Annotated in this window: 24 protein-coding genes and 2 pseudogenes; 18 read left to right on the top strand and 8 right to left on the bottom strand. The window is 49.5% G+C overall.

Features of this window, described 5'->3' with window-relative positions:
- Window positions 1-125: 125 nt before the first annotated feature.
- The 8 genes and pseudogenes from pth to PP769_RS06690 all read right to left on the bottom strand — a co-directional run bounded on the left by pth (window position 126) and on the right by PP769_RS06690 (window position 8,324).
- Complete coding sequence (gene pth / locus PP769_RS06730) at window positions 126-698, bottom strand: aminoacyl-tRNA hydrolase (RefSeq protein WP_312647035.1); 573 nt, start codon at window positions 696-698, stop codon at window positions 126-128.
- A 9-nt stretch (window positions 699-707) separates the two neighbouring features.
- A complete protein-coding gene (locus PP769_RS06725) occupies window positions 708-1,427 on the bottom strand; it encodes a 50S ribosomal protein L25 (protein WP_312646203.1) in 720 nt (239 codons plus the stop codon).
- A 45-nt stretch (window positions 1,428-1,472) separates the two neighbouring features.
- Window positions 1,473-2,416: pseudogene (locus tag PP769_RS06715) on the bottom strand (ribose-phosphate diphosphokinase).
- A 103-nt stretch (window positions 2,417-2,519) separates the two neighbouring features.
- Window positions 2,520-3,461, bottom strand: a complete 942-nt coding sequence (gene ispE, locus PP769_RS06710) for a 4-(cytidine 5'-diphospho)-2-C-methyl-D-erythritol kinase (RefSeq protein ID WP_312646199.1) — start codon at window positions 3,459-3,461, stop codon at window positions 2,520-2,522.
- 32 nt (window positions 3,462-3,493) lie between these two features.
- Entirely contained in the window at window positions 3,494-4,726 is a 1,233-nt protein-coding gene (locus PP769_RS06705; protein WP_312646198.1) for a type II secretion system F family protein, read from the bottom strand.
- Between the two features lie 54 nt (window positions 4,727-4,780).
- Window positions 4,781-5,893 (bottom strand): type IV pilus twitching motility protein PilT, encoded by a 1,113-nt coding sequence (locus PP769_RS06700; RefSeq protein WP_312646197.1) that lies wholly within the window; start codon window positions 5,891-5,893, stop codon window positions 4,781-4,783.
- A gap of 24 nt (window positions 5,894-5,917) precedes the next feature.
- A complete protein-coding gene (locus tag PP769_RS06695; RefSeq protein ID WP_312646196.1) occupies window positions 5,918-7,729 on the bottom strand; it encodes a GspE/PulE family protein in 1,812 nt (603 codons plus the stop codon).
- 22 nt (window positions 7,730-7,751) lie between these two features.
- Entirely contained in the window at window positions 7,752-8,324 is a 573-nt protein-coding gene (locus PP769_RS06690) for a CDP-alcohol phosphatidyltransferase family protein (protein WP_312646195.1), read from the bottom strand.
- 170 nt (window positions 8,325-8,494) lie between these two features.
- Here PP769_RS06690 and PP769_RS06685 point away from each other — a divergent pair, with 170 nt between their 5' ends.
- From PP769_RS06685 to PP769_RS06600, 18 genes and pseudogenes are all read left to right on the top strand, one after another.
- Complete coding sequence (locus PP769_RS06685; RefSeq protein WP_312646194.1) at window positions 8,495-8,842, top strand: hypothetical protein; 348 nt, start codon at window positions 8,495-8,497, stop codon at window positions 8,840-8,842.
- 553 nt (window positions 8,843-9,395) lie between these two features.
- Complete coding sequence (locus PP769_RS06680; protein ID WP_312646193.1) at window positions 9,396-10,277, top strand: mechanosensitive ion channel family protein; 882 nt, start codon at window positions 9,396-9,398, stop codon at window positions 10,275-10,277.
- A gap of 308 nt (window positions 10,278-10,585) precedes the next feature.
- The gene (locus tag PP769_RS06675; RefSeq protein WP_312646192.1) at window positions 10,586-11,110 is read left to right on the top strand and encodes an RNA polymerase sigma factor; all 525 of its coding nucleotides are present in this window, start codon (window positions 10,586-10,588) and stop codon (window positions 11,108-11,110) included.
- The gene (locus tag PP769_RS06670; protein ID WP_312646191.1) at window positions 11,107-11,289 is read left to right on the top strand and encodes a hypothetical protein; all 183 of its coding nucleotides are present in this window, start codon (window positions 11,107-11,109) and stop codon (window positions 11,287-11,289) included. Before PP769_RS06675 ends, PP769_RS06670 begins: the two co-directional genes overlap by 4 nt.
- A 12-nt stretch (window positions 11,290-11,301) precedes the next feature.
- Window positions 11,302-12,159 carry a mechanosensitive ion channel family protein gene (locus PP769_RS06665; RefSeq protein WP_312646190.1) on the top strand — a complete coding sequence of 286 codons (858 nt, stop codon included), beginning with the start codon at window positions 11,302-11,304 and terminating at the stop codon, window positions 12,157-12,159.
- A gap of 98 nt (window positions 12,160-12,257) precedes the next feature.
- On the top strand, window positions 12,258-12,467 hold the full coding sequence (locus PP769_RS06660; RefSeq protein ID WP_312646189.1) for a lipopolysaccharide assembly protein LapA domain-containing protein: 210 nt from the start codon (window positions 12,258-12,260) through the stop codon (window positions 12,465-12,467).
- 558 nt (window positions 12,468-13,025) lie between these two features.
- The gene (locus tag PP769_RS06655) at window positions 13,026-13,466 is read left to right on the top strand and encodes an Asp23/Gls24 family envelope stress response protein (protein ID WP_312646188.1); all 441 of its coding nucleotides are present in this window, start codon (window positions 13,026-13,028) and stop codon (window positions 13,464-13,466) included.
- 104 nt (window positions 13,467-13,570) lie between these two features.
- A complete protein-coding gene (locus tag PP769_RS06650; protein ID WP_312646186.1) occupies window positions 13,571-14,002 on the top strand; it encodes an Asp23/Gls24 family envelope stress response protein in 432 nt (143 codons plus the stop codon).
- A 17-nt stretch (window positions 14,003-14,019) separates the two neighbouring features.
- Window positions 14,020-14,355: a hypothetical protein gene (locus tag PP769_RS06645; protein ID WP_312646185.1), complete on the top strand. Its 336-nt coding sequence runs from the start codon at window positions 14,020-14,022 to the stop codon at window positions 14,353-14,355.
- A gap of 4 nt (window positions 14,356-14,359) precedes the next feature.
- On the top strand, window positions 14,360-14,944 hold the full coding sequence (amaP, locus tag PP769_RS06640) for an alkaline shock response membrane anchor protein AmaP (RefSeq protein ID WP_312646183.1): 585 nt from the start codon (window positions 14,360-14,362) through the stop codon (window positions 14,942-14,944).
- Window positions 14,945-14,968: 24 nt separating this feature from the next.
- Window positions 14,969-15,175: a hypothetical protein gene (locus PP769_RS06635; RefSeq protein ID WP_312646182.1), complete on the top strand. Its 207-nt coding sequence runs from the start codon at window positions 14,969-14,971 to the stop codon at window positions 15,173-15,175.
- Window positions 15,176-15,231: 56 nt separating this feature from the next.
- A pseudogene (locus PP769_RS06630) lies at window positions 15,232-15,402 on the top strand (BON domain-containing protein); the annotation flags it as partial.
- 322 nt (window positions 15,403-15,724) lie between these two features.
- Window positions 15,725-15,865 carry a hypothetical protein gene (locus PP769_RS06625; protein ID WP_312646181.1) on the top strand — a complete coding sequence of 47 codons (141 nt, stop codon included), beginning with the start codon at window positions 15,725-15,727 and terminating at the stop codon, window positions 15,863-15,865.
- 423 nt (window positions 15,866-16,288) lie between these two features.
- Window positions 16,289-16,768 (top strand): hypothetical protein, encoded by a 480-nt coding sequence (locus PP769_RS06620; RefSeq protein ID WP_312646180.1) that lies wholly within the window; start codon window positions 16,289-16,291, stop codon window positions 16,766-16,768.
- Between the two features lie 224 nt (window positions 16,769-16,992).
- Entirely contained in the window at window positions 16,993-17,826 is an 834-nt protein-coding gene (locus PP769_RS06615) for a mechanosensitive ion channel family protein (protein WP_312646179.1), read from the top strand.
- 4 nt (window positions 17,827-17,830) lie between these two features.
- Complete coding sequence (locus PP769_RS06610) at window positions 17,831-18,694, top strand: magnesium transporter MgtE N-terminal domain-containing protein (RefSeq protein WP_312646178.1); 864 nt, start codon at window positions 17,831-17,833, stop codon at window positions 18,692-18,694.
- Entirely contained in the window at window positions 18,691-19,995 is a 1,305-nt protein-coding gene (mgtE, locus tag PP769_RS06605; RefSeq protein WP_312646177.1) for a magnesium transporter, read from the top strand. The genes PP769_RS06610 and mgtE overlap by 4 nt, the downstream gene beginning before the upstream one ends.
- 339 nt (window positions 19,996-20,334) lie before the next feature.
- The gene (locus PP769_RS06600; protein WP_312646176.1) at window positions 20,335-21,543 is read left to right on the top strand and encodes a hypothetical protein; all 1,209 of its coding nucleotides are present in this window, start codon (window positions 20,335-20,337) and stop codon (window positions 21,541-21,543) included.
- Window positions 21,544-21,684: the final 141 nt, after the last annotated feature.

Below are 21,684 nucleotides of genomic sequence, written 5' to 3'. Positions count from 1 at the left end.
GGTCCCAAGGTCATTTTCCTAATGCAAAGAGCCTGGAAATGAGAGAGGCTGCCTCAGCTCAACCCACGAATTCAACGGGAAGGTTGATCCACTTCTGCCAGGCAGAATGATCAATACACGAATATTTACAGACCTGTCTCCGAGGACCGCACATGAAATCGATTCATGGCAATAGCCGGCCCTTCACAAATAAGACATTCCAACGCATCAACCGCTTTCGGAAGAATTGAGCCAACCTGCTCCCACTCTTCTGATAAAAATGGTGAAAGCACAAAATTTGCCAGGCTTTCATTGTTCTGAGGACGCCCTATGCCAACCTTAATCCTGGAGAATTCTTCCGTTTCCAGGCAGGACAAAACAGAACGCAGACCATTATGGCCACCAGCGCCACCTCTGGTTTTGATCTTGATCATTCCCAGAGACAGGTCCAGATCATCGTGGACAACAATAAGATCAGGCGAGTTGGGAGAAAACTTCTGAAGGACAGACCGAACGGCAACCCCAGCTTGGTTCATCCACGCAAGGGGAAGAAGAAGCAAAACCGGATGGCCCTTAACTTCACCTTGACCGAGAAACCCATCTTCCTGCTTGGCCCAAGTCACACTCCAACGATCAGCCGCCTGCTGAAGAACCATCCAGCCAAGGTTGTGTCGCGTGTATCTGTAGGACTCTCCCGGATTTCCAAGTCCCACCACCACATGCAAGGGCTACTTTTTGCCTTCCTTTGCTTTACTGTCTGATGCGGCCTTCGTTTTATCTGCCGCCGCCACAGCCGCTCCAGTGGGAGCCCCCTCTGCAGCCTTTTCTGCTGTGGCAACTGGAGCCACCCCTTCAGTCACCTCGCGAGCCAAGAGGGACTCTAGCTTCGCTTCGGACATCTTCGTGGCAACATGGGCAACCATGAGATCCTCGTCATCCAAAATCTTGAGACCCGTCGGGACGGTCACTTCCTTCACATGCATACCATCACCAATACCAAATCCTGACGCATCGATTTCAATATGATCCGGAATTTGAGCCGGCAAACACTCAATGTGAAGTTCGCGCATTACCTGATGCAAAATCCCCCCCTCTTTCACGCCAACAGGGACTTCTCCGATAATCGTCACGGGAACTTTAACGCGAATGGCTTTTTTCATCGAGACTTCAAAGAGGTCCACATGGAGAATCGCACCGGTAATGGGATCAATTTGGTGGTCTTGAAGGACGGCGATCCGTTCTTGCCCCCCAGAAATCCGAACAGTCAGCAACCCAGTGTGGCCAACCTGAGAAATCACCAGATTGCGGGCAGTCTTATGGTCCATGGCCACAAATTCAGACTTCCCTCCTCCGTATAGAACTCCAGGAATTTTTCCTTGTCGCCGTAGTTGCCGCGCCACGCCTTTCCCAGCCTGATCCCGTTTTTCAACTTCAAGTTCATATTTCATCGTCTTGCCCTTTTCTAAATGAGAGTGAATGAACAGTTAGCTAATTTATACGAACAAGGATGTCACCGACTCTTCACGATGAATCCTCAAAATCGCCTCACCCAACAAAGGAGCAACTGTGAGAGTCTTCAATTTTGGACATTGCTGATCCTTCCCATTTAAAGGAATGGTGTTTGTTACCATTACCTCACGGAGACAAGACGATTGCAACCTCTCCAGTGCCGGACCAGACAGGACTGCATGGGTACTCCCGGCCCAGGCCGACAGGGCTCCGTTATCCATACAGGTTTGAGCTGTCTGGACAATGGTTCCCGCCGTATGGCAATCATGTCATCAAACAATAACGCATGCTTATCCTGAACATCACCAATAATATTCATCACTTCAGCCTGATTCGGCGATTCCCGCCGCTTATCGATAATCGCGAGAGAGGAATTCAATCGTTTGGCAAATGCTCTCGCTCGCTCGACCCCTCCCGCATCAGGGGAAACGATCACCAAATCAGAAACATTTTGCTTTTTAATATAGTCCAACATCACAGGCATGGCATAAAGGTGATCAACGGGAATATTGAAGAATCCTTGAATCGGTCCGGCATGAAGATCCATGGTCAGAATCCGATTCGCGCCGGCTGCAGTGATCAAATCCGCAATTAATTTGGCACTGATGGGCACTCGGGGTTGATCTTTTCGATCTTGCCTCCCATACCCGTAATAAGGAATGACCGCCGTGATCCTTGAAGCTGATGATCGTTTGACCGCATCGATCAGGAGCAACAACTCCATAATCGAAGTATTCACCGGGTGGCAACAGGATTGAATCAGAAAAACATCGCCTCCACGCACATTCTCATCAATTCTAACCCTGATCTCCCCATCACTAAAGGTTGTAACCGTTGCCTGACTCAAATCCTGCCCAATATACTGGGCAATTTCTCTGGCCAACGCAGGGTTGGAGTTACCCGTGATCAATTTTAAATCTCTGAGCATGGTGGTAGTCTCAACTCGCCTGGGTGAACCTGAACCGTAGCAGATTTTCAGGAAAAAAAGCAGAGCAAAGGTAAATCTACGATTGGCGCCTTGTCAACTCAAATCACTGAATTTCCACGTTGGAAACCTGAGAAGTAGAGCCAACATGGAACGGGTCATGTGGTAAATTCGTCGAACCCATCGGGATATCAAAGATTCTCCAGCTCGTATCACGACGCAACCGAGTGGAAGCCTGCCGAGCATCTTCCTGATTGCGGAAAATCCCAAATACGGTGGCTCCACTACCTGATAATAGAGCGGCCTGAGCCCCAAAGGAAAGCAGCGTGTCTTTAATGAATCCCAAAATCGGATAAAACGGAAACAACGGCGGTTCAAAATCATTTTCCATTATCCCGATCACTTCCTCCCAGGAAAGGCTCAATTCACGATCTATTCTCTTGGTAAATTCACCTAAAGGTCTGACGGCCCCCCGTTGGGAGGACAGCTGTTTATATGCCCATTTTGTCTGTATTGGAAAGCCGGGATTGACGAGAACGACCCACCGTTCGCCTTTGAGAGAACAGGCCGCCACCTCATGGCCCCACCCCCGGACCACTGCACAAGGTGCTTTAAAAAAAAATGGAATATCACTTCCAAGTGTTGCACCCGCCTCACACAAGTCAGATAAAGTCCAATTTAACCCTAGCAAGTGAGTAAGGCCATACAGAGTGGCAGCGGCATCACTACTCCCACCTCCCAGACCAGCCGACAAGGGAATAACTTTGGTTAGCTCAATATCAACCCCTACATTCTTTTCAGAACGCTGCAGCACCAATTCAGCCGCCCGATAAACTAAATTTCCCTTATCCAAGGGCAACGGAGCATCTCCACACGTTAAGACAAGACCCTCCCGATCAGGGTTGAGTCTAATTCGGAGAAGATCAAAGACATCGACTGTATGCATGAGAGACCACAAATTATGATACCCATTAGGCAATCGATCCAATACCCGAATCGACAGATTCACTTTGGCCGGTGCCCGCACGACAATTTCTGTCCCAGACATATCACTCCCACTCATGACCAAAATCCCCAGACTTACCCAATTACTGAACCGATAGAAAAAATGGGAAGATACATCGCCACAACGACAAGGGCAATCCCACAACCCACGACCAAGATAATAACGGGCTCTAACACCGACGTTAACGTGGCTACCGTCCGATCGACCTCTTGCTCAAAAAGATCGGCAATTTTTTCCAGCATAACATCAATGGAACCGGTTGATTCTCCCACTTTAATCATTTGGGGAACCATCGGCGGAAAAACCCGGCCCGTTCTCAAGGTCTCGGAAAGAGGTTGTCCATTTTGAATCGCTATGGCCGCCAGTTTAATGCTTCGCTCGAATATTTTATTACCAGTCACCGTCCCCGCCACACCCAAAGCCGACAGCAACGGCACCCCACGACGAACTAAAAACCCTAATGTTCTGGAAAAACGCACCGTTGCTGCTTTTTGAATTACGGACCCCAGAAGGGGGACCCTCAAAACCCACCCATCAATGCCCTGTCGACTTTTCGGATTTTTGAGAAACCACCGGATACCCATACCCAAACCTCCAAAAAATGTCGCCAACAGAAAAAAGTGATCCCGAACCCCCTCAGCCAGGTCAATCACCACTTGCGTCAACCAGGGAAGCGATTCGCCCATATCTTGGAATAGGCCAGAAAAAAGAGGGACCACCCAAATCAGTAAAAAGACCAGGACAATCATCGCCACAGCCACGAGCAAAGCCGGATATGCTAATCCAGAGAAAATTTTCGCCCGCAACTGAGCCTGTTTATCAAGGTACACAGCCAGTTGGGTCAAACTTTCGTCCAAGCGACCCGTCGTCTCTCCTACTTCCACCATACTCCGGTAAAATTCACTAAAGACGGTCGGATTGCGCTTTAAAGCATGAGCCAACAAGGTTCCGCCCTCCACATCCTCTCGAATATGTTTAACCACTTGTTGCAAGGTCGGGTTTTCAGCTTCGCTGGAGAGAATGTCCAGACATTCCAAAAGAGGTACACCCGCACGAATCAACGTTGCCAGCTGATGGGTAAAGACCACCAATTCTTTACTGCTCACGCCTCTCCAGCTCCACCCGCGGCTCCAGCCGGTCAGCTGACCGCTGAGATTGAATACCCTTTCAACTTTTTCTTGCAGACCGGTTACCAAGACGTCCTGTCTACGAAGAAGTTGCAAGGCCTCACTGGAAGTAGCAGCCAAGACTTCTCCGTGGACCGTCTGTCCATCCAAATTTTTCGCACGATATTCAAATCTCGGCATTTCGAATTATTGCTCGCTTTCTCTGTGGGAGATCAAGAAGGCTTTTAATGACATCTACATCCGAGGCCGCAACCTGGCCAAGGACATCGCCCCGGATCGCTCCCGACCCGTGCGCTCCAATAGCTTGGATAACTCGTCAGGAAGCGTTGTGAGTCCCATAGCGAGTTCAGAGGATATCACTCCCTGGCCAGCCAAATCGGCCAACGCTTGATTCATGGTCTGCATGCCATATTGAGCTTGTCCCGTTTGCATCATGGAATACATTTGATGGATCTTGTCTTCGCGAATCAGATTCCGAATTGCCGGAGAAGTAATCAGAATTTCCAAAGCCAGGACCCTTCCCCTTCCCTCTGAACGTGGCAAAAGTCTCTGTGCCAGAATGCCTTCCAGCACCATCGACAACTGGATACGAATTTCTTGTTGCTGGTGGGAAGGAAACACCGAGACCAATCGTGTCAGCGTGTGAATCGCAGAATTCGTGTGCAAAGTGGCCACCGTAAGATGTCCGGTTTCAGCCATGGTGAGAGCCGCCTGAATGGTCTCGAGATCTCGCAACTCGCCCAAAAAAACCACATCGGGATCCTGCCGTAAGATACCTTTCAGTGCGGACTGGAATTCGCGGACATCAGATCCCACTTCCATTTGAGATACCAAACTTTTTTTGTGCGAATGCAGAATTTCAATGGGGTCTTCCAACGAAATAATATGGGCAGAACGCGCTTCATTTATATGATCCAACATCGAAGCCAATGTCGTACTTTTCCCGCTACCGGTCGGCCCGGTCACCAAAATCAGCCCTTGGGGCTTCCTCATCAATTCCGCAATAATGGGCGGTAGCCCTAATTCTTCAAATGTCGGGATCTTCCCGGACACTGTTCGAATGGCCATGGCCAAGGATCCCTGCTGGGTATAGATATGAACCCGAAACCGCCCGATAGCAGGCACGCTGTAGGCCCCATCCCAAGCTCCGGTCTGTATAACCTGATGATGCTGAGCTTCCGTCAACAGACTCGCGGTTAACTGAGTCATATCCTGGCTGGTCAATGTCGGAGACTCCATTGGACGTAAATGCCCGTCCACACGGAGGCGGGGCACACTGCCGGAAACCAGGTGCAAATCCGATCCGCCCTGCCGGCACAATTCACCTAGAAGTGCAGTTAATTCCATTGGGCATCCATTCTTCTGACGTCCCTATACAAAAGCATCAGATCTCGTTTCGGCAAACACCTCACCAACAGTCGTCAAGCCACCTTGAACTGCCGCAATCCCCGCTTGTCTAAGGCTGCGAAATCCTTCGCCTATCGCACAGGTTATCAAGTCATTCGTCGATGCCCGTGCCAAAATCTTTTCATGCAGTCCCTCAAAAATAGGCAGGGTCTCAAATAAGGCCATGCGTCCTTTAAATCCGGTCTGATGGCAGGACACACACCCACGCCCTTTCATCGCCTGAACCGCCCCGAGCGCATCATCATCAAAACCCAGCTCCCGCAGCTGAAATTGAGATATCGGTTCCACCTCCCGACAATGATCACAAATTTTCCGTACCAAGCGTTGGCCCACAATGAGCGAGACGGCGGAAGACACCAAAAACGGCTCAATGCTCATATCGATGAGCCGGGTAATTGCCCCTGGGGCATTCATGGTATGCAGGGTCGAAAGAACTCGATGGCCAGTGAGAGAAGCCTGAATCGCGATTTGTGCGGTTTCCCGATCACGAATCTCCCCCACCATCATGACGTCAGGATCCTGCCGCAAAAAAGCACGCAATCCGGCGGCAAAATTCAATCCAATCTCTTCATGAATTTGCATCTGATTGATGCCCTGGATTTGGTATTCCACGGGATCTTCGACAGTGACAATATTCATCTGAGGAGTATTCAGAAATTGTAACGCGCTGTATAGGGTTGTCGTCTTCCCGCTCCCCGTAGGCCCCGTCACCAGGATCATCCCATAGGGATTTTCCAAAGCCGTCGTCAAACGATCCAAATCAGGCTGGTTGAGCCCGATATTGGTTAAATGTAACGCAAGCCCTGACTGATTCAAGAGACGCAGAACCGCTTTTTCGCCAAACAAGCAGGGCAGAATGGCCACACGAATATCGACGTGGGGAAAGCCCTCTATCTTCATTCGTCCATCTTGAGGTAACCGCCGCTCCGCAATATCCAGATCGGAAAGAATTTTCACCCTGGCGAGTATTGCCTGATGAAGGCCTTTAGGCAGATTTTGAATCGGGCACAAGACGCCATCCAACCGAAAGCGAACCCGGATCATAGTCTCCATCGGCTCAATATGAATATCACTCGCCTCCATTTCAATGGCCTGCTGGACGAGCCCCTTCACAACCTCCACAGCTGAAGAATCTTTATCAATTTTCACATGACCCCTCAGTCGAGACATTTCTGCTTTGTCCTCAGGCCTTATAAATCGTTCTTGGTCATGCAAATCGTTACCAGAGGAACAGCCAACAGGCTTTCCCATCGAATCGGGTGAAATCCGGTCGCCATTTCCCCTGTTTTTGAAAGTACCCTCCTCATCGATTTTCATAGATTTTGCAGTTGAGGAAGATCCATCCGGACCCTGGCCATACAGATGGGAGATCGCCGTCCGTAGATCCGATTCGGTAGCTACCATGGGAATGATGTGCAACCCTGTCCGGAACCGCAAATCATCTAACAAAGACGCATTCGTGGGGTCGGCCATAGCCAGATTCAGTCGTGAAGTAGTTTTCCGCACAGGCAAAACGAGGTGCCGGCTGACAACGTCATAAGGAACTAATCCCCGAAGACTCCCGTCAATCGAGCACGTAGACAATTCTACGGTGGCCACTCCATAGTGCTGGCTGAGAAACTCCAATAAGGTGGATTCAGACAGAACCCCCATCCGAACCAGAATGCTCCCGAGGCGCCCTCCTTCTCCCTGTTGAATATCAAGCGCCTGAGACAAATCATCGGAAGAGATCACTTTCGCATCCACCAGCTGTAGGCCGACACGCTCTCTATTCACCTGCATCCTCCTGTGTTTTCCCTTATTTCTTGCCTGAGGAATTGAGCCGTTGAATCCCTCGGAACAAATAATGCACTCCAGAACCGGTTGTCAGGATGACCATTATCGAGAGAAATGGAATAATGCTTTCGGAGGGAACACGCCCGGTCGCAAAGAGAATCACCATGATGACATAGCAAATTTGTGCAAAGGTGGTACCCTTTCCCAACCAGGTGGGAGTAATATCAATGTCGATTTCCGTTAAATTAGCCAAAATGGTCCCTGTGAGGAGAATGGCGTCACGACTCACCACAAGAATCACAGCCCAGATAGGAATAAAATGAAGAACAGATAAGGTCACGATGGCCGACATGAGGAGTAATTTGTCAGCCAGAGGATCGAGATACTCGCCGAGGCGAGTGCGTTGATCGGTGATACGGGCAATGGCCCCATCCAGACCATCGGTCACCGCCGCGACTAACAATGTCACGAGGGCATAATCATAGTATTCGTAGAGCAAAAACCCAACGAAGACGGGAACAAGAAGAATTCGGAGGACTGTGAGGCTGTTGGGAAGGTTGATTGGAATGTCGGCACCAGATAACTTGCGGACCATTTCGCCACAACCCCTTTCCCGCAAACGTATTTTTCCTGAGCGTAGGGAAGGTTACGTTGGGATTCTGAGGGAAGTCAACCACGCTTGCGACCCTCATCGAGGCGGCCTATAATCGATTTTCACAATAAGAAAAAATACCGCTACCCATAGTTAAGCCGGAGCCAGAGCACATGACATCGCTTCCTTTATCCTTTCGAGTCAGAAATGCCGTCGTGGAAAAGCATCAATTGGAGGGCATGGATCCTAGTGACCGATATTTCAATCGAATGATCCCAATTAAACGGGTTGAACGCGGATACTCGGGAACGGTCATGTACGAAGCACTAAATCTCCAGTCCCAGGTGTATCGAACCGTGCAGGAAAGCCTGAAGGACCTCATCGATCAACTTCGGGAATTAGGTTTTACCACCATGCGCACCCGCCTCAATTTCAAAGGCCAACAATACCTGGCAGAAAAAGAAACCTGGGTTGATTATCCTGAAGCCAAATCTTGGGGCTCAAATCAAACCACATCATGAGGAACTTTCTATTCCCGAACCCCTTCTCGATCACCTACAATAGCCACCTGTTTCTTCATTCGTTGAGGTATTGCCGCTACCGAACCCAGAGCCGACGACATCCGGGCTAGATCATAATACCGCTGATTTGTAAGATCCGCTTAACATCCTTCATGCTATGCCTCTCCACACCTGATCCACCTGCCTTGCGCTTCACATCAAGTTAGCCTCTGCGCTCCTCTAAAACCCTTGAGTCGGTTCACCTACTATTCCAGGGTGGCGGTATCCCCGATAGCGATCGCCCGACAGGCGTCAAGTACGAAATAGCTCTGCTTCCTTACAGGTTGCACAGCTTCTCATCTAAAGTTGGGGGAAGACGTAACATTTGAATCTCAAGTGGCAAGATTCATCTGTCATATTCTCTTACCTCCGCTTTTTTCTCCTCTATCTTTTCTGACATTTTTCTGGTTAATTCATCTAATCCGCCACGGCAAAAAATGGCAACCCTCCGAAAAAGTCTCTTCTTCAATTTCAACGAGGCAATAAATTAAAAACACCTCAAAGGAGAACCACCATGGATCTTTCAACGGTCCTGAACGCATTGGATCACTTTTTTACCTACCCCTTATTTACCGTCAACCAGACCCCGATTACCCTCTCGTCTCTGGCATTTTTTGCCTTCATCATGGGTGGTTTTATGATCATCAACGCCCTGATACGACGTTTTCTCAGCAACCAATTACTCAAACGCTCGAAGATGCCCAAGGCAACACAATACACCTTAACCCGCATTATTCAATATTTATTGCTCCTCGTTGGGACCGTGATTGCCTTTCAAGTCATCGGTGTCGACCTGAGCGGTCTTGTCGTCATTTTTGGATTTCTCTCCGTCGGAATCGGATTCGGCCTGCAAAATCTGACGTCCAATTTCATCGCGGGACTCATGTTGCTGTTCGAACAACATATTCAAATTGGGGACCGCATCACCGTGGGAGACACCGAGGGAGATGTGGCAGAAATCAACATTCGATCCACAACCATTCGTTCTCTAAACAACGTGGCTATCGTCGTTCCCAATTCCGAATTTATCTCTTCCACGGTGGTCAACTGGTCGCACGGTGACCCCAAAACCCGATTGGAGATTGAAGTGGGAGTCTCTTACAATTCAGATTTAGACAAGGTGATACATTCCCTTTTGGAAGCGGCTAAAGAAAACCCAAGGGTGTTACCCCACCCGGAACCGAAGGCCTGGCTGATGAGTTTCGGAGATTCTGCCTGGAATATGCGTTTATTAGCCTGGGTGGAAGATCCACAAGGCAGAAGGCAGATTCAATCCGATATTAATTGCGCCATCGTTAAGAAATTTCGGAAGAATGGTGTGGAAATCCCTTTTCCTCAAAGGGACCTTCATGTCAGAACCCCTTTACCTCTTCCAATCTCAACGACCGAAGCCTGAAAGTTCCGCGACTTTTCCAGACGAGTGCCTTAATCGCCTGATTGAGGGAAAACGGCTTTTGGGGCCCCGCGATATTATTCCTACAAATCAGATATGAGGTTCATTGCTTCATGGACCATTGGCCAAACGCCAATGCATTCTTATTGGCCATTGCGCCTGACGCTTGTCTACACATCCTATCTAAGGATGTTTGAGAAGGTTTGGCGGCATTGGTACACTGCCACTTTTTCATGTCCTCTCTCAGCGGAAAACCGAGTCACGCAATCACATGACGCAATTACTCTTATAGTAACTTGCCCATTCGTTCCATGGCGCCTTACGAAAACTCTACGGACAATGATCTGGTCGATGCCATCACGCAAGGCGACATTCAAGCCTTTGAAGGTTTGTATGATCGTTATGCCGGCAAAGTCTTAAAACGGTGTTTCTTCATCTGTGTCAATCAGGAAGAAGCGCGTGATTTAATGCAGGAAATCTGGATAAAGGTATTTCTACATCTCCATGATTTCAAGAAGCAGGCTGCATTTTCCTCCTGGTTGTATCGCCTGTCTACCAACCACTGCCTTAACTATATCAAATCAAAGGCTTATTCTGAGTCGTCAGGAATGCAACATCCGTCTGAGACACTCATTCACGAGGACCCAACCTCGAAAATCGATGTGCATCATCTCCTTCAAAAACTCCCACTGGAAGACCGGACCATCCTGGCCATGAAATTCATGGGTGAGTATACCTATGAAGAAATTTCTGCCATTTGCGAAATCAGTCTCAGCGCAGCCAAAATGCGGGTGTCACGATTGATCACAAAACTCCGAGAGGAGGTCAACACATGAATGACGAGGAAGATCTGGTCTTTGAACAGGTGCTGGATGCCTTACAGATACCGGAACCTGATCAAAACACTAAGGAGCAAGTCATGAAGGCCGTGTATTTCCTTAGCGTGGCAAAAGAGATCGGCGCATTTCACGCATCGATCCCTGGAACGTTACTTGACGATTCAATGAGTGAATGAGAGGGGAGCCGTATGATGGTAGGGACGCAAAATGAACTCATGGAATGGGGAAGGGTTGTCCTGGTTTTTTTTCAACAATTCCTGGGAAAAATAGGTGGATATTTACCCCAAGTGCTTGGAGCCATCATCATCCTGGTGATTGGTTGGCTAGGAGCAAAAATATTAAGAGGGCTCACCACAAAAGTATTGCGGGTCTGTGGCGTTGTGGAACTCAGCCAGAAAATCAAACTCCATGACATGCTGGCCAGAATCGGAATTACCAGCAGCCTCGATCAAATCATTGGAGGCTTAATCTATTACATGATCCTCCTCATTGTGCTAATTTCGGCCTCTGAGATCCTGGGATTCACTGTCGTCCTCAACACCCTGAATACCTTAATTGCCTACCTTCCCCACGTCCTGGGGGCCTTTTTAATTCTGATCATTGCGTTATATCTTGCCAAAGTCATCAAAGAAGGGATCGTCTCGGCATCCTCAAGCCTGAACGTTGCCTATGCAGGAGCCTTGAGTTCAGTGTTGGAAATTCTGATTGTCGGTTTCGGCATCGTCATGGCCCTGACCGAATTGGGATTGGATATGACGATCTTCAGCGCCAATATCACCATTATTATTACTGGCATTGTGTTGGCCATGGCACTATCAATTGGCCTGGGAAGTCGGTCCATTATTTCGAATGTTCTTGCTCGGTATTACATCGCCCAACTCTTTCATGTCGGAGAAACAGTGTCGCTGGCCGGTCACAAAGGAACCATTATCAAACTTACTCCTGTGTCCGTTCTCATAAAAACGGATGATGAAGAACAGTTATACATTCCGAATGAACGAATCATTGAGGAAGGGTCCTATAGTCGGAGATCCGGCATGAGATAAAAAAATTGCTCGTCATTCCTGAATGGAAACTGGTCTTCTCCAACCAACGAGTCAGTATTTCACATGGGGACATGCCCGCTCTTAGATACGGTTGTGTCATGAGGAAATTGAAATCGATTGTGACCATTGTATTAGGAGCGCTTGTCGTGCTGATCGCTTTTCAGAACATGGCCGCTGTGGAATTAACCTTTCTTTTCTGGACATTTGAGGCACGTCGGATTGTCTTAATCGGGATTTGCGTAGTCATTGGCTTCCTTCTGGGACGGATCACGTCTACCCACAAACAGACATCTCAAGAAGTTCAATAGGAGAGGCGAACCCCCTAGATAGTGTTCTTACGATAATTAGTAGACTGAGACTTCATGGACAAGGGCACCCCTCCTTCCCACCAATATCCACTCACCGCGTGATCGGTTTCGGCAGTCATATTCCCGTCGCGTAAAACTACCATTTCCTTGGAAATCCCCGAAGATTTAATTTGAGCGTATGTTCCTCGCCCTCCTTTCCCTGTGGGATATCCCGGCAGAAATCACGGTACCGCAAACTTAATCTCTCAATCCCCAGTATGTTGTTTCACAGACATGTGTGATATGCCCTCGTTGGCCACATTTGTACCTCCTCAACTCGAACAAGGCATCATTCTTCGAGGATTTTCCAAAAATGACTTTAACCCACGGTTTTTATTGAACAAATAATTATGTGACCATTTCCCACTCTGAGTTGTCTAAATGGGTGAAAGAACGAGGACCAATGAAAGAGAATTGCCAATAAGATCCAACAAAACGAAAAAGATCTGATTACCTTTTTCTCAAAATCACAGGCTTTCTCATCATCAATTTATAACTTATAAAAGGTGGAGGTACACCATGGCAGACCCCAAAGACGCTCAACGAGGAAATTCAGAATTAGTCACTAAAGATGGGAAAACCACTATCTCAAATGAAGTGGTGGCCAAAATTGTCGCGCTCGCCACCAGGGAAATAGCCGGGGTCCATGAAATGGGATCATTGGGCTTGGGTGATGCGCTAACGGGTATAGCCCAACGAGCATCAAAATTAGGACAGAGCACCCAAGGCGTAAACGTTGAGGTAGGAGAACGAGAAGTGGCCGTCGATATTAAGATCGTCGTGGAGTATGGCGTGAGCATTCCCCAGCTCACCACGGCCATTAGACGAAATCTAGCCACGCGCGTGAACACCATGACAGGCCTCACGGTTAAAGAAGTGAATATTGACGTCACCGGTCTGTATTTCGCCGAAGAAGCCAAAGACAAGCCTGCCGAACGACCGGAGCCACGCGTCGCATAACATCGACGTGGGGCATAAAGGCCATGCCCATCCATCGCTTACCCTTAAAGCACACAGTAACCGGATAGATTCCTGCTATTTATCTTGATGAGGAGAACTGCCTAATGACTGAAGGCATCACGACTACAAACAATCCAGGCCAACGAGTGCCTCAATTAGGGAAAACCACTATTTCCGATGAGGTCGTGGCCCAACTCGTAGAAATAGCGGCCAAGGAAGTCCAGGGCATCCATGAAATCGCGAAACAAGGTATGGGTGAACAGATTGCAGGCTTGACCCAGCGATTAACGGGAAAAGGCCCATCGGGACAAGGGATAATGGTTGAAGTCGGGGAACGCGAAGTGGCCATTGACTTGCGCATCATTGCGGATTACGGAGTACAGGTCCCCGATCTAGCTAGCAATCTCCGTCAAGCCATTATAGAACGCATTGAACGACTTCTTGGTCTCATGGTGAAAGAAGTTAACATCCAAGTCAGTGGGCTTTTCTACCCCGAAGATAAGCCGGCCGAGGCCGTGGCTCGCAGGGTCGAATAAACGAAACGGGAGTTCACATGACCCAATCCATTGCACCACTTGATGAACAACTAATTATGGATGCGGTGACCATGAGTGTATCTCGCATTCCAGGAGTCGCTCTCCTTACCGGTCCCAAAGCCAACCTCTCCACTGTAGGGCCAGGATGGCGGGTATGGGGCATTGCGGTTCATCGAGAAGAAGGAACGCTGAATCTTTCCATTGAACTTGCGGTGACTATTGATAAGGATAGTTCCATACCGGCACTCTCGACTCGCGTGCGCGGCATGGTGCGTGACAAGATTCAATCACTCATTCCAGAAGCGGTGGGATGGATCAATATTCGAATTGGCGATGTCCACCTCACCGAATAAGTCTATGAATATTTTCAACCGATTCTTGGTGATCCTTGGCATCCTTCTTTTAGGGTCGGGATGCAGCGCCATTCTGATGATAATGTTGGGCATGTGGGACCCTGAACAGATGATGCCATCCCCATGGCATCAGGTCTTCATCCCATTGACGCAATTAGAGGGAACAAATTGGTGGAGTGTAGTGGGCGTATGCCTTGGGCTGCTGTGTTTGGGCCTCTGCCTGTTGTTCGTAGAGTTCATCCCACATTCCAGCAAAAAATCGGCAGTGACAGTGAAAAAGGACAATCTGGGACACATCACCGCCTCCCGGGCGAGCATTCAAGACCTGGTCAATCGGGAAGCGGGAAAGATCGAAGGAATCTTGGAAAGTTCGACCAAAGTCAAGGAAGGATCAGATGGCATTCATCTCCATTGCCGCCTAACTGTGACCCCGCAGGCAAGCGCCGATGTGCTGGGGCCTCAAGTACAAGGACGTGCAAAGGAAGTCGTCGAACGCTATTTAGGAAAAAATGTGATTGGGATACACATTCAAACCCAAATGGAACCGTTAAAGAAGAATATGAGAAAAGTGCAATCCCGGGTTCGCTAAGGATTGCAAGAAGGAGTGAATCAGGTGAATAACCTCTTGTCCGCATTGTCAGCCATGACCCAAGGCCTGGGGCATGTGGCGTCCATCGTCCTGGCAGCGTTACTGATCATCCTTGGGTGGTTGGTCATCGTCAACCCTGCCCTTCTTGCATGGATTGTCGGTTTGATCCTTATGCTGATCGGCATCGCCATCCTGGCGGGAGTGTTTGCCCCTGCTGGCCGTGACCGTTAAGCAGAGCAATCTTATGACGAGCTATTACGAAAATAGATCAATGAGTCAAAACGGCGCTTTTGGGTGATTCTGCGGTCAGTGGCATGGATATTCATGTGGAGACCTTTAAAGGACGGGTCCATTTAAATGGATTAGTAGATACCATCACGGAAGCCACCAAAGCCGAAGAACTGGTCCGAGATGTGATTGGGGTGGTATTAGTCACAAATAACATCACCGTTAAGTGAGGCTCAAACTGACAGATCTGGAAAATTTGGAGGTTGGTTTGATTTTCCAAACACCTGAAATCAGAGCCAGTCGACAAAGAGTCTCCTCCCTACTGCCCTTCTTTTGAAGAGGGCATTTCTATCCTGTCCCTCTGGAGTCCTTCTACAAGAAGGATTAAAGCCAGTGTTAAGCCAACTTTTCCGATGCGGCTCAACACCGGCGCTCCGCAGGGGGAGTTACAGGGTCCTGGGCCAGAGCGTTGAGAAGGGAGAAGATAAGACTCATCTGCATCAGACTCGAAATATGACAATCTTCTCATGATGCCCAGGAGGCACAACACCCATGACCATAATGCTCTTCGTATTTGGCGGAGTAATGGTGTTAGCTATTTGCCTGGCAATTCTCAATTGGTATTATTGGGGAAGATCAACTAAAGATCGGTATCACGCTAAGCATACTTCCCTTACCGACAAAATGGACTGACTCTGGCTATGGAATTCATGACATTGAAGCATGACGTTGCGGAGGGAAAGAACCGGTCCCAGCTTCAACGATCCTAAAAAATGAAGAACGGTTCCTAACAAAGTAAGTCCTGGTTTTTTCTAAAATCTGAGGGGAACCGGCAAAGGCTTTTAAAGAAGACCGGCATGTTAGTTGTTATCTTTGTGATGGTCATTGTGTATGATTAATCAGAATCCTGGCTTTTCTCCAAACGGGCGGCATTCAGAATCTCCAGAAATATACGAAAGACTTGAGAGAAAAAAATGAGCAGGGCCCGAAGGACGCAGGAGATCTGGGGGGACGGTCTCGTATGCTTCCAATCTTTCATTCGCTGCCGCGTGGATATTGTCTTCCTTTGAACAGGAAAAGCTGGAACGTTCCACTGAAATACCGGAGAAAATCTACATGAAATCCTTGATGGTCTACATGGCGGTGTTTGTCTTAGGAGTAGGATTGGGTTTAGGAGCACCATTTCTTGCCGCCCGATATGCCCAGCCCTATATACCCCAATTCCTTCAAGAAACCGTCCATCCCCTGACGGGGACCGTCACACATAAGGAACGCCAGCAGGACCGATTGTTAATGACTGTCACCACGCCAAATGGCACCATCCTGGCGACCTTTCGGAAACAGGTTCCAGAGATTGACCTGCTTGTGGAAGAACAGGACTCAGTCACGTTGGACGTCAAACAATACGAACCATTTGTGACTGACCCACCGGTCATTAAAGTCAACAAACTCACACGGCAGGTCCCCGAAAAACCGGCCCAACCCTCACAATCTTCGATCGAACCCGAACCTCTTCCGGACTCCCCGTTGAACCAGGTCCCCGCATCGGGAGAGCCATCTGAGGACACAGAACCTTCTCATCTGCCTCTCAATTAATGCCTGAGGGCCCAGGGGAAGAGAAAACCCCACGGGATAACATGTGGGCTCAACAACGCCAAATACCACTCGGGTAAGGACATTCTCTCTCAGGATGATCGATCGCCCAGCAAAATCTATCTGTCCAGCCGGCACCATGAGGAATATCCTCTCTCTGATCGTCCAGCTCGTTATCGGAGTGTTTACCGTCTTTCTGCTTATTTATTTCTAAGGAGGTCAATCCCATGGATATCACCCTTTGGACCGCAACCCTTGAGGAATCGTTTGAGTACAGTTTCAAGCTGTTTATGGCCTATCTCCCCAAAAGCCTAGGGGCTTTGATGTTGTTAGGTCTGGGAATCCTCTTGGGAAAAATCGTTGAAGCGGGAACGAGCCGCGTGTTGCATATGATCGGCGTCGATCGTTTACTGGGCGGCACCGGTGTTCTCACGCTGCTGAAAAAAATAGGCAGCCAAAAAACAATTTCACAAATTGTCGGCCTTCTAGGGTTTTGGCTGGTTTTTCTCCTCTTTCTGATTTCCGCCACCGAAGCCTTAAGTCTCGCCCTTTTGTCCGAAACGTTAACCGGACTGGTCCACTATCTGCCCAAAATCGGCATGGCTACCCTTATTCTCGTTCTAGGCCTCCTGGCCACAAACTTTGTACGCGACCTGATCTCTGTTGCGTGTGATTCTTCCGGAATCCGGCAAGGCACCATCATTGCGCAAACGGTCTATATAGCCGCTACTTTGCTTGTGCTGGTGACGGCTATCAATGAGTTGGGAATTGACACGTCGCTGCTTAATCAGATCATTGTCATTCTGATTGCCGGACTCATTGCCGGAGCCGCCTTATCCTTCGGAATCGGTTCCCGTTCAGCCGTGAAGAATCTGATTGCCGCCCACTACATTCAGCCCATTGTCCGAATCGGGGAAAAGATTCAGGTTGGCGCCTACAATGGCACCGTCACAGCCATAACTCCCATGGTCGTTGTTCTGGATACGGCGAAAGGACGGGTCGTGATTCCTGCCGCGCAATTTACTGAAGTCACCAGCATTCTTTCTCCAACGGAGGGATAAGCCGATGAATTTGACCCAACAGCTTCGGGAAACCTTTATCCAGGAACATCCTTTAGAGGCCGCACGCTACGTGGAGGAACTTCCGGCTCAGTCGGCGGGAGAAATGTTGCAGACCATGGAACCCCAACATATCGCCGCCTTTCTGGAATATTGTCTTCCCGGCCCAACGGCCGAAATTCTAAAACAGTATCCACCGGCAACCAGCGCGATCATACTCAGCCGGTTATCCTCCCGTTCGGCACGGGCAGTCCTCCGACAGTATGATTCTTCAACACAAACCTCTCTCCTGGATCAGGTTGACCCGGCCATCGGTGCACATCTTCGGCGATCAATCAATTTGCCGGACCATACTGCCGGCAGCCTCGCCGATCCGCATGTCCTGACGCTTCCCCCGGACATCACCGTCGGGAAGGCCTTACAGCGAGTGACCCAAACCGTCGGGCAAGCCATCTATTATTTATACATCATTGATCATCAGACGATCCTGCGCGGAGTCATCCTCATGAAAGAGCTGCTTGGAGCCGAACCGACGATCACCGTGTCCTCCATCATGCGGCAGGACGTGAAAGCGATCCCGGCCTCGGCCAATGCCCTCGACATTGTTGCCCACCCCGCATGGGCTCAATACGACAGCCTTCCGGTCATTGATCAAGACCGTACGTTTATTGGCGCGCTTCGCCATCGAACACTGAGGCAATTTCTTCAGTCACGTTCCGGCGAGTATCAACCGGCATTTCTCTCCGACGCCCTCCTGCAACTGTGGGAAGCGTATTCTCTCTCAGGAATTGGCTTGATGACCGCCCTGGGAGAATCCCTTGGCACATCGACACCCCCCACCTCTCCCCGGAAAGAACAGGAAACACCATGACGACACCTGCAACGACTGAACAGATGCATCAGGCCTTTATTGCCAAATTTCCGGATGAAGCCGCCCACGTGTTTGAATCCTATGATCCCCAGGAGGTGATCCCCATACTTGCCGATCTTTCCCCCGCCATGGTCGCAAAGGTCCTCTCGGTCATGTCACCCTCATTGGCCGCAGACCTGCTCGGAATTTTTCCGCAACCGTTACTCCTGAGTGCCCTTCCTCATCTCCAACCCGCGGTGGCCGCCTCCCTTCTCCAACGAATGCCCGATGAGACCCGTGTAGCCATTTTGGATGCCCTACCCCTGCACGTCTCAGCCGACATTGGACCATTTATGGAGTATTCGGAGGATTCGGTCGGCATACTCATGGATGTCAACTTCTTTGCGCTCCCGGAAGACCTGACCGTCGAGGAAGCCATCCGACAGGTTCGCACCCATGACACCCAGCATCTCAATGAAATCTACATTATTGATCGCCGCCAGGTCCTCGTGGGCGTCCTATCCCTCAGGGATCTTTTTTTAGCCTCTCCAAAGAAGAGCCTGGCGGTATTGATGAAACGAGAATTACCGACCATTCATCCCCTCGAAAATCAGGAACAAGTCGTAGAAATTTGCAACGAATGGAAGGTGCTGACTATTCCGGTCACCGATTTGGACGGCCGCCTCCTCGGAATCATTAGCAGTCAAGACATCATTCAGGTTGAAAAAGAAGAGGCCACCATTAGCATGCAAACCATGGTGGGTGCCAGCAAGGACGAACGAGCCCTGTCGCCGCCGGGATTCGCCATTCGAAAACGTCTCCCCTGGCTGCAAATCAATTTGCTCACAGCCTTTTTGGCAGCGTTTGTGGTGGGGTTATTTGAGGACACCATTGCCAGATTTACGGCTTTGGCCGTTTTGCTCCCTGTCGTGGCCGGGCAATCGGGGAATACAGGGGCTCAAGCGCTCGCGGTAGTCATGCGTGGATTAGCGTTGCGGGATATCCGTCCCTCCCAATGGCTCCGCGTGACCTTGAAAGAATCCTATGTCGCCTTGGCCAATGGAGTAGCAGTGGCCGCGACGACCTGTACGGCCGTATTTTTCTGGAGCGGATCATGGGGCTTAACCATGGTCATCGGCGTCTCCATGGTCATCTCCATGGTCATGGCGGGGTTTTCCGGGGCAATCATTCCCATCATTCTTCGATCTCTGAAACAAGATCCGGCTCAATCATCATCAATCATCTTAACCACTGTAACCGATGTGGCAGGGTTTTTTAGTTTTTTGGGACTGGCCACGCTTTTTTCCAGCCTTTTGGGTTAACTGATGCTCAGGAAATTATGAGAAATAAGGTCATGGTCTGAAAGTAGGATCTCCGGCAAAAAAACTACCCGGGATGAAGACACCACTTTTAAAGGAAAGGCAGTCTAGGTCAGGTGAAATCAGGATCGTCACGCCCTCTTCCCTTGACAGAAACCGCGTCTTTGATACTCTCGCATTACAGGAATTTTGGTTACGTCAAAGTGACTCTCCGCCCGTGAACGGACAAAAAAATCGCTCCACGAGATTCCGTTTTCCAAGCCCACCATCGACAGGGAAATACTGTGTGTGTTGTAAGGATCAACATAGGGGAAAAAACCCCACTTGATGGAAAAGGACACCGTGAAAAAAGAACAAACGCGAAGCTCTTTTTTGGCCTGCATCATGCTCTGGCTCTGGAGTCTGCCTTTTATGCTATCCGGCTGTTTTTCCCCGAAAGCTCTGGAACATGTGGTCATTGCGTATGACCATTCGGTCACCAGATCCCTCGTCGAACAATTGCTCCTCAATATTGCCAGATCCCATCATCATCAACCGGTGCATTTCACAGCCATTTCCAGCATTGCCGCCACCTTCAATTATCAATTTTCGGCCGGGGCTACCCCACCGTTAGGGGGGTTAGATGGCGGATTTGCATTGGCACCCGTCTTTGGGGGCAGCATCGCCGAAAATCCCACGTTTACCATTAGTCCCATTGAAGGAGAAGATTTTACCCAGCGACTCCTAACCCCTCTCCGGGAAGGAAAATTGACCCTCCTGCTGAGACAAGGGGTCGACATTGATTTACTCCTCCGGCTCATGGCAGGGGAAATCCGTACGACCACAAACAATCATGAAACCGCCTACTATAATCGACCTGCGGATCAGATCGGATATCCCAAATTTCGACAAATCGTCCTTCATCTTTCCCGTTTACAGGACAACAATCAGCTCTATATAGAACCCTTGGTATATGACCGGGAATGGATCCTGCCCTTATCCTCCTTTTCTGCCGGAGACTTTCAAACCCTGGAAAATAACTATCGCGTCATTGTGGATGCGGATAAGCAGATCTTTACCATTCAAAAACGGTCGATCGGGCATACCGTGATTACGAACTACGACCCCACCACCATCTCCAATAGAGAGCGGTTGGCCCTGCAGGCCAAGGCGGATCGTTGGCCGCCGAACGATATCCTGGTCGATATCCGACCCGACAACCCCGGAGGCGAATACCCGATACAAGGGGCCTTTCGGCTCCGGAGTTTTCACGGCATTCTCAATTTTCTGGGTCGATCCATCGCGAGTGAGCCGGAGTATCATGTGGATCCGGATCCAGGAACGGGAATCGTCTCAGAAAACCCAGTCCGGGTCTTGGACATTATCGAATCCTCTATTGAACGCCCTAATACTAAACTTTCCGTCACCCATGAGGGACATTTTTATTCCATCGCCGATGAGGAGAAGCGATCATGGAATCAGGAGGCATTCCGCTTGCTGTACCAACTATTTCAAATGACCGTCACCGATGCCCCACGAGGGAATGTCCCCAGTATCACCATTGCTAAATGAAAATTATTCGCAAATCCCCCTCCATTACGCTTGCTCCTTTTACATCCCCCAGAAAACAATGCGGGGGTAGTCTTATGGGTTTAATATTATTATTGATCTCCTCCTTCAGGGTCCCCCTATCCTGTGCCAAGGTGTCCCAAG

The sequence above is a fragment of the Candidatus Nitrospira allomarina genome (assembly GCF_032050975.1).
GTDB lineage: Bacteria > Nitrospirota > Nitrospiria > Nitrospirales > UBA8639 > Nitrospira_E > Nitrospira_E allomarina.
This window is presented reverse-complemented; position numbering and strand designations above follow the sequence as displayed.

Excerpts from the sequence above, each read along its gene's own strand:
- PP769_RS06725 (WP_312646203.1), bottom strand. The coding sequence starts at position 1,427 with ATGAAATATGAACTTGAAGTTGAAAAACGGGATCAGGCTGGGAAAGGC.
- ispE (WP_312646199.1), bottom strand. The coding sequence starts at position 3,461 with ATGTCTGGGACAGAAATTGTCGTGCGGGCACCGGCCAAAGTGAATCTG.
- PP769_RS06705 (WP_312646198.1), bottom strand. The coding sequence starts at position 4,726 with ATGCCGAGATTTGAATATCGTGCGAAAAATTTGGATGGACAGACGGTC.
- PP769_RS06700 (WP_312646197.1), bottom strand. The coding sequence starts at position 5,893 with ATGGAATTAACTGCACTTCTAGGTGAATTGTGCCGGCAGGGCGGATCG.
- PP769_RS06690 (WP_312646195.1), bottom strand. The coding sequence starts at position 8,324 with ATGGTCCGCAAGTTATCTGGTGCCGACATTCCAATCAACCTTCCCAAC.
- PP769_RS06685 (WP_312646194.1), top strand. The coding sequence starts at position 8,495 with ATGACATCGCTTCCTTTATCCTTTCGAGTCAGAAATGCCGTCGTGGAA.
- PP769_RS06680 (WP_312646193.1), top strand. The coding sequence starts at position 9,396 with ATGGATCTTTCAACGGTCCTGAACGCATTGGATCACTTTTTTACCTAC.
- PP769_RS06675 (WP_312646192.1), top strand. The coding sequence starts at position 10,586 with ATGGCGCCTTACGAAAACTCTACGGACAATGATCTGGTCGATGCCATC.
- PP769_RS06670 (WP_312646191.1), top strand. The coding sequence starts at position 11,107 with ATGAATGACGAGGAAGATCTGGTCTTTGAACAGGTGCTGGATGCCTTA.
- PP769_RS06665 (WP_312646190.1), top strand. The coding sequence starts at position 11,302 with ATGATGGTAGGGACGCAAAATGAACTCATGGAATGGGGAAGGGTTGTC.
- PP769_RS06660 (WP_312646189.1), top strand. The coding sequence starts at position 12,258 with ATGAGGAAATTGAAATCGATTGTGACCATTGTATTAGGAGCGCTTGTC.
- PP769_RS06655 (WP_312646188.1), top strand. The coding sequence starts at position 13,026 with ATGGCAGACCCCAAAGACGCTCAACGAGGAAATTCAGAATTAGTCACT.
- PP769_RS06650 (WP_312646186.1), top strand. The coding sequence starts at position 13,571 with ATGACTGAAGGCATCACGACTACAAACAATCCAGGCCAACGAGTGCCT.
- PP769_RS06645 (WP_312646185.1), top strand. The coding sequence starts at position 14,020 with ATGACCCAATCCATTGCACCACTTGATGAACAACTAATTATGGATGCG.
- amaP (WP_312646183.1), top strand. The coding sequence starts at position 14,360 with ATGAATATTTTCAACCGATTCTTGGTGATCCTTGGCATCCTTCTTTTA.
- PP769_RS06625 (WP_312646181.1), top strand. The coding sequence starts at position 15,725 with ATGACCATAATGCTCTTCGTATTTGGCGGAGTAATGGTGTTAGCTATT.
- PP769_RS06620 (WP_312646180.1), top strand. The coding sequence starts at position 16,289 with ATGAAATCCTTGATGGTCTACATGGCGGTGTTTGTCTTAGGAGTAGGA.
- PP769_RS06615 (WP_312646179.1), top strand. The coding sequence starts at position 16,993 with ATGGATATCACCCTTTGGACCGCAACCCTTGAGGAATCGTTTGAGTAC.
- PP769_RS06610 (WP_312646178.1), top strand. The coding sequence starts at position 17,831 with ATGAATTTGACCCAACAGCTTCGGGAAACCTTTATCCAGGAACATCCT.
- mgtE (WP_312646177.1), top strand. The coding sequence starts at position 18,691 with ATGACGACACCTGCAACGACTGAACAGATGCATCAGGCCTTTATTGCC.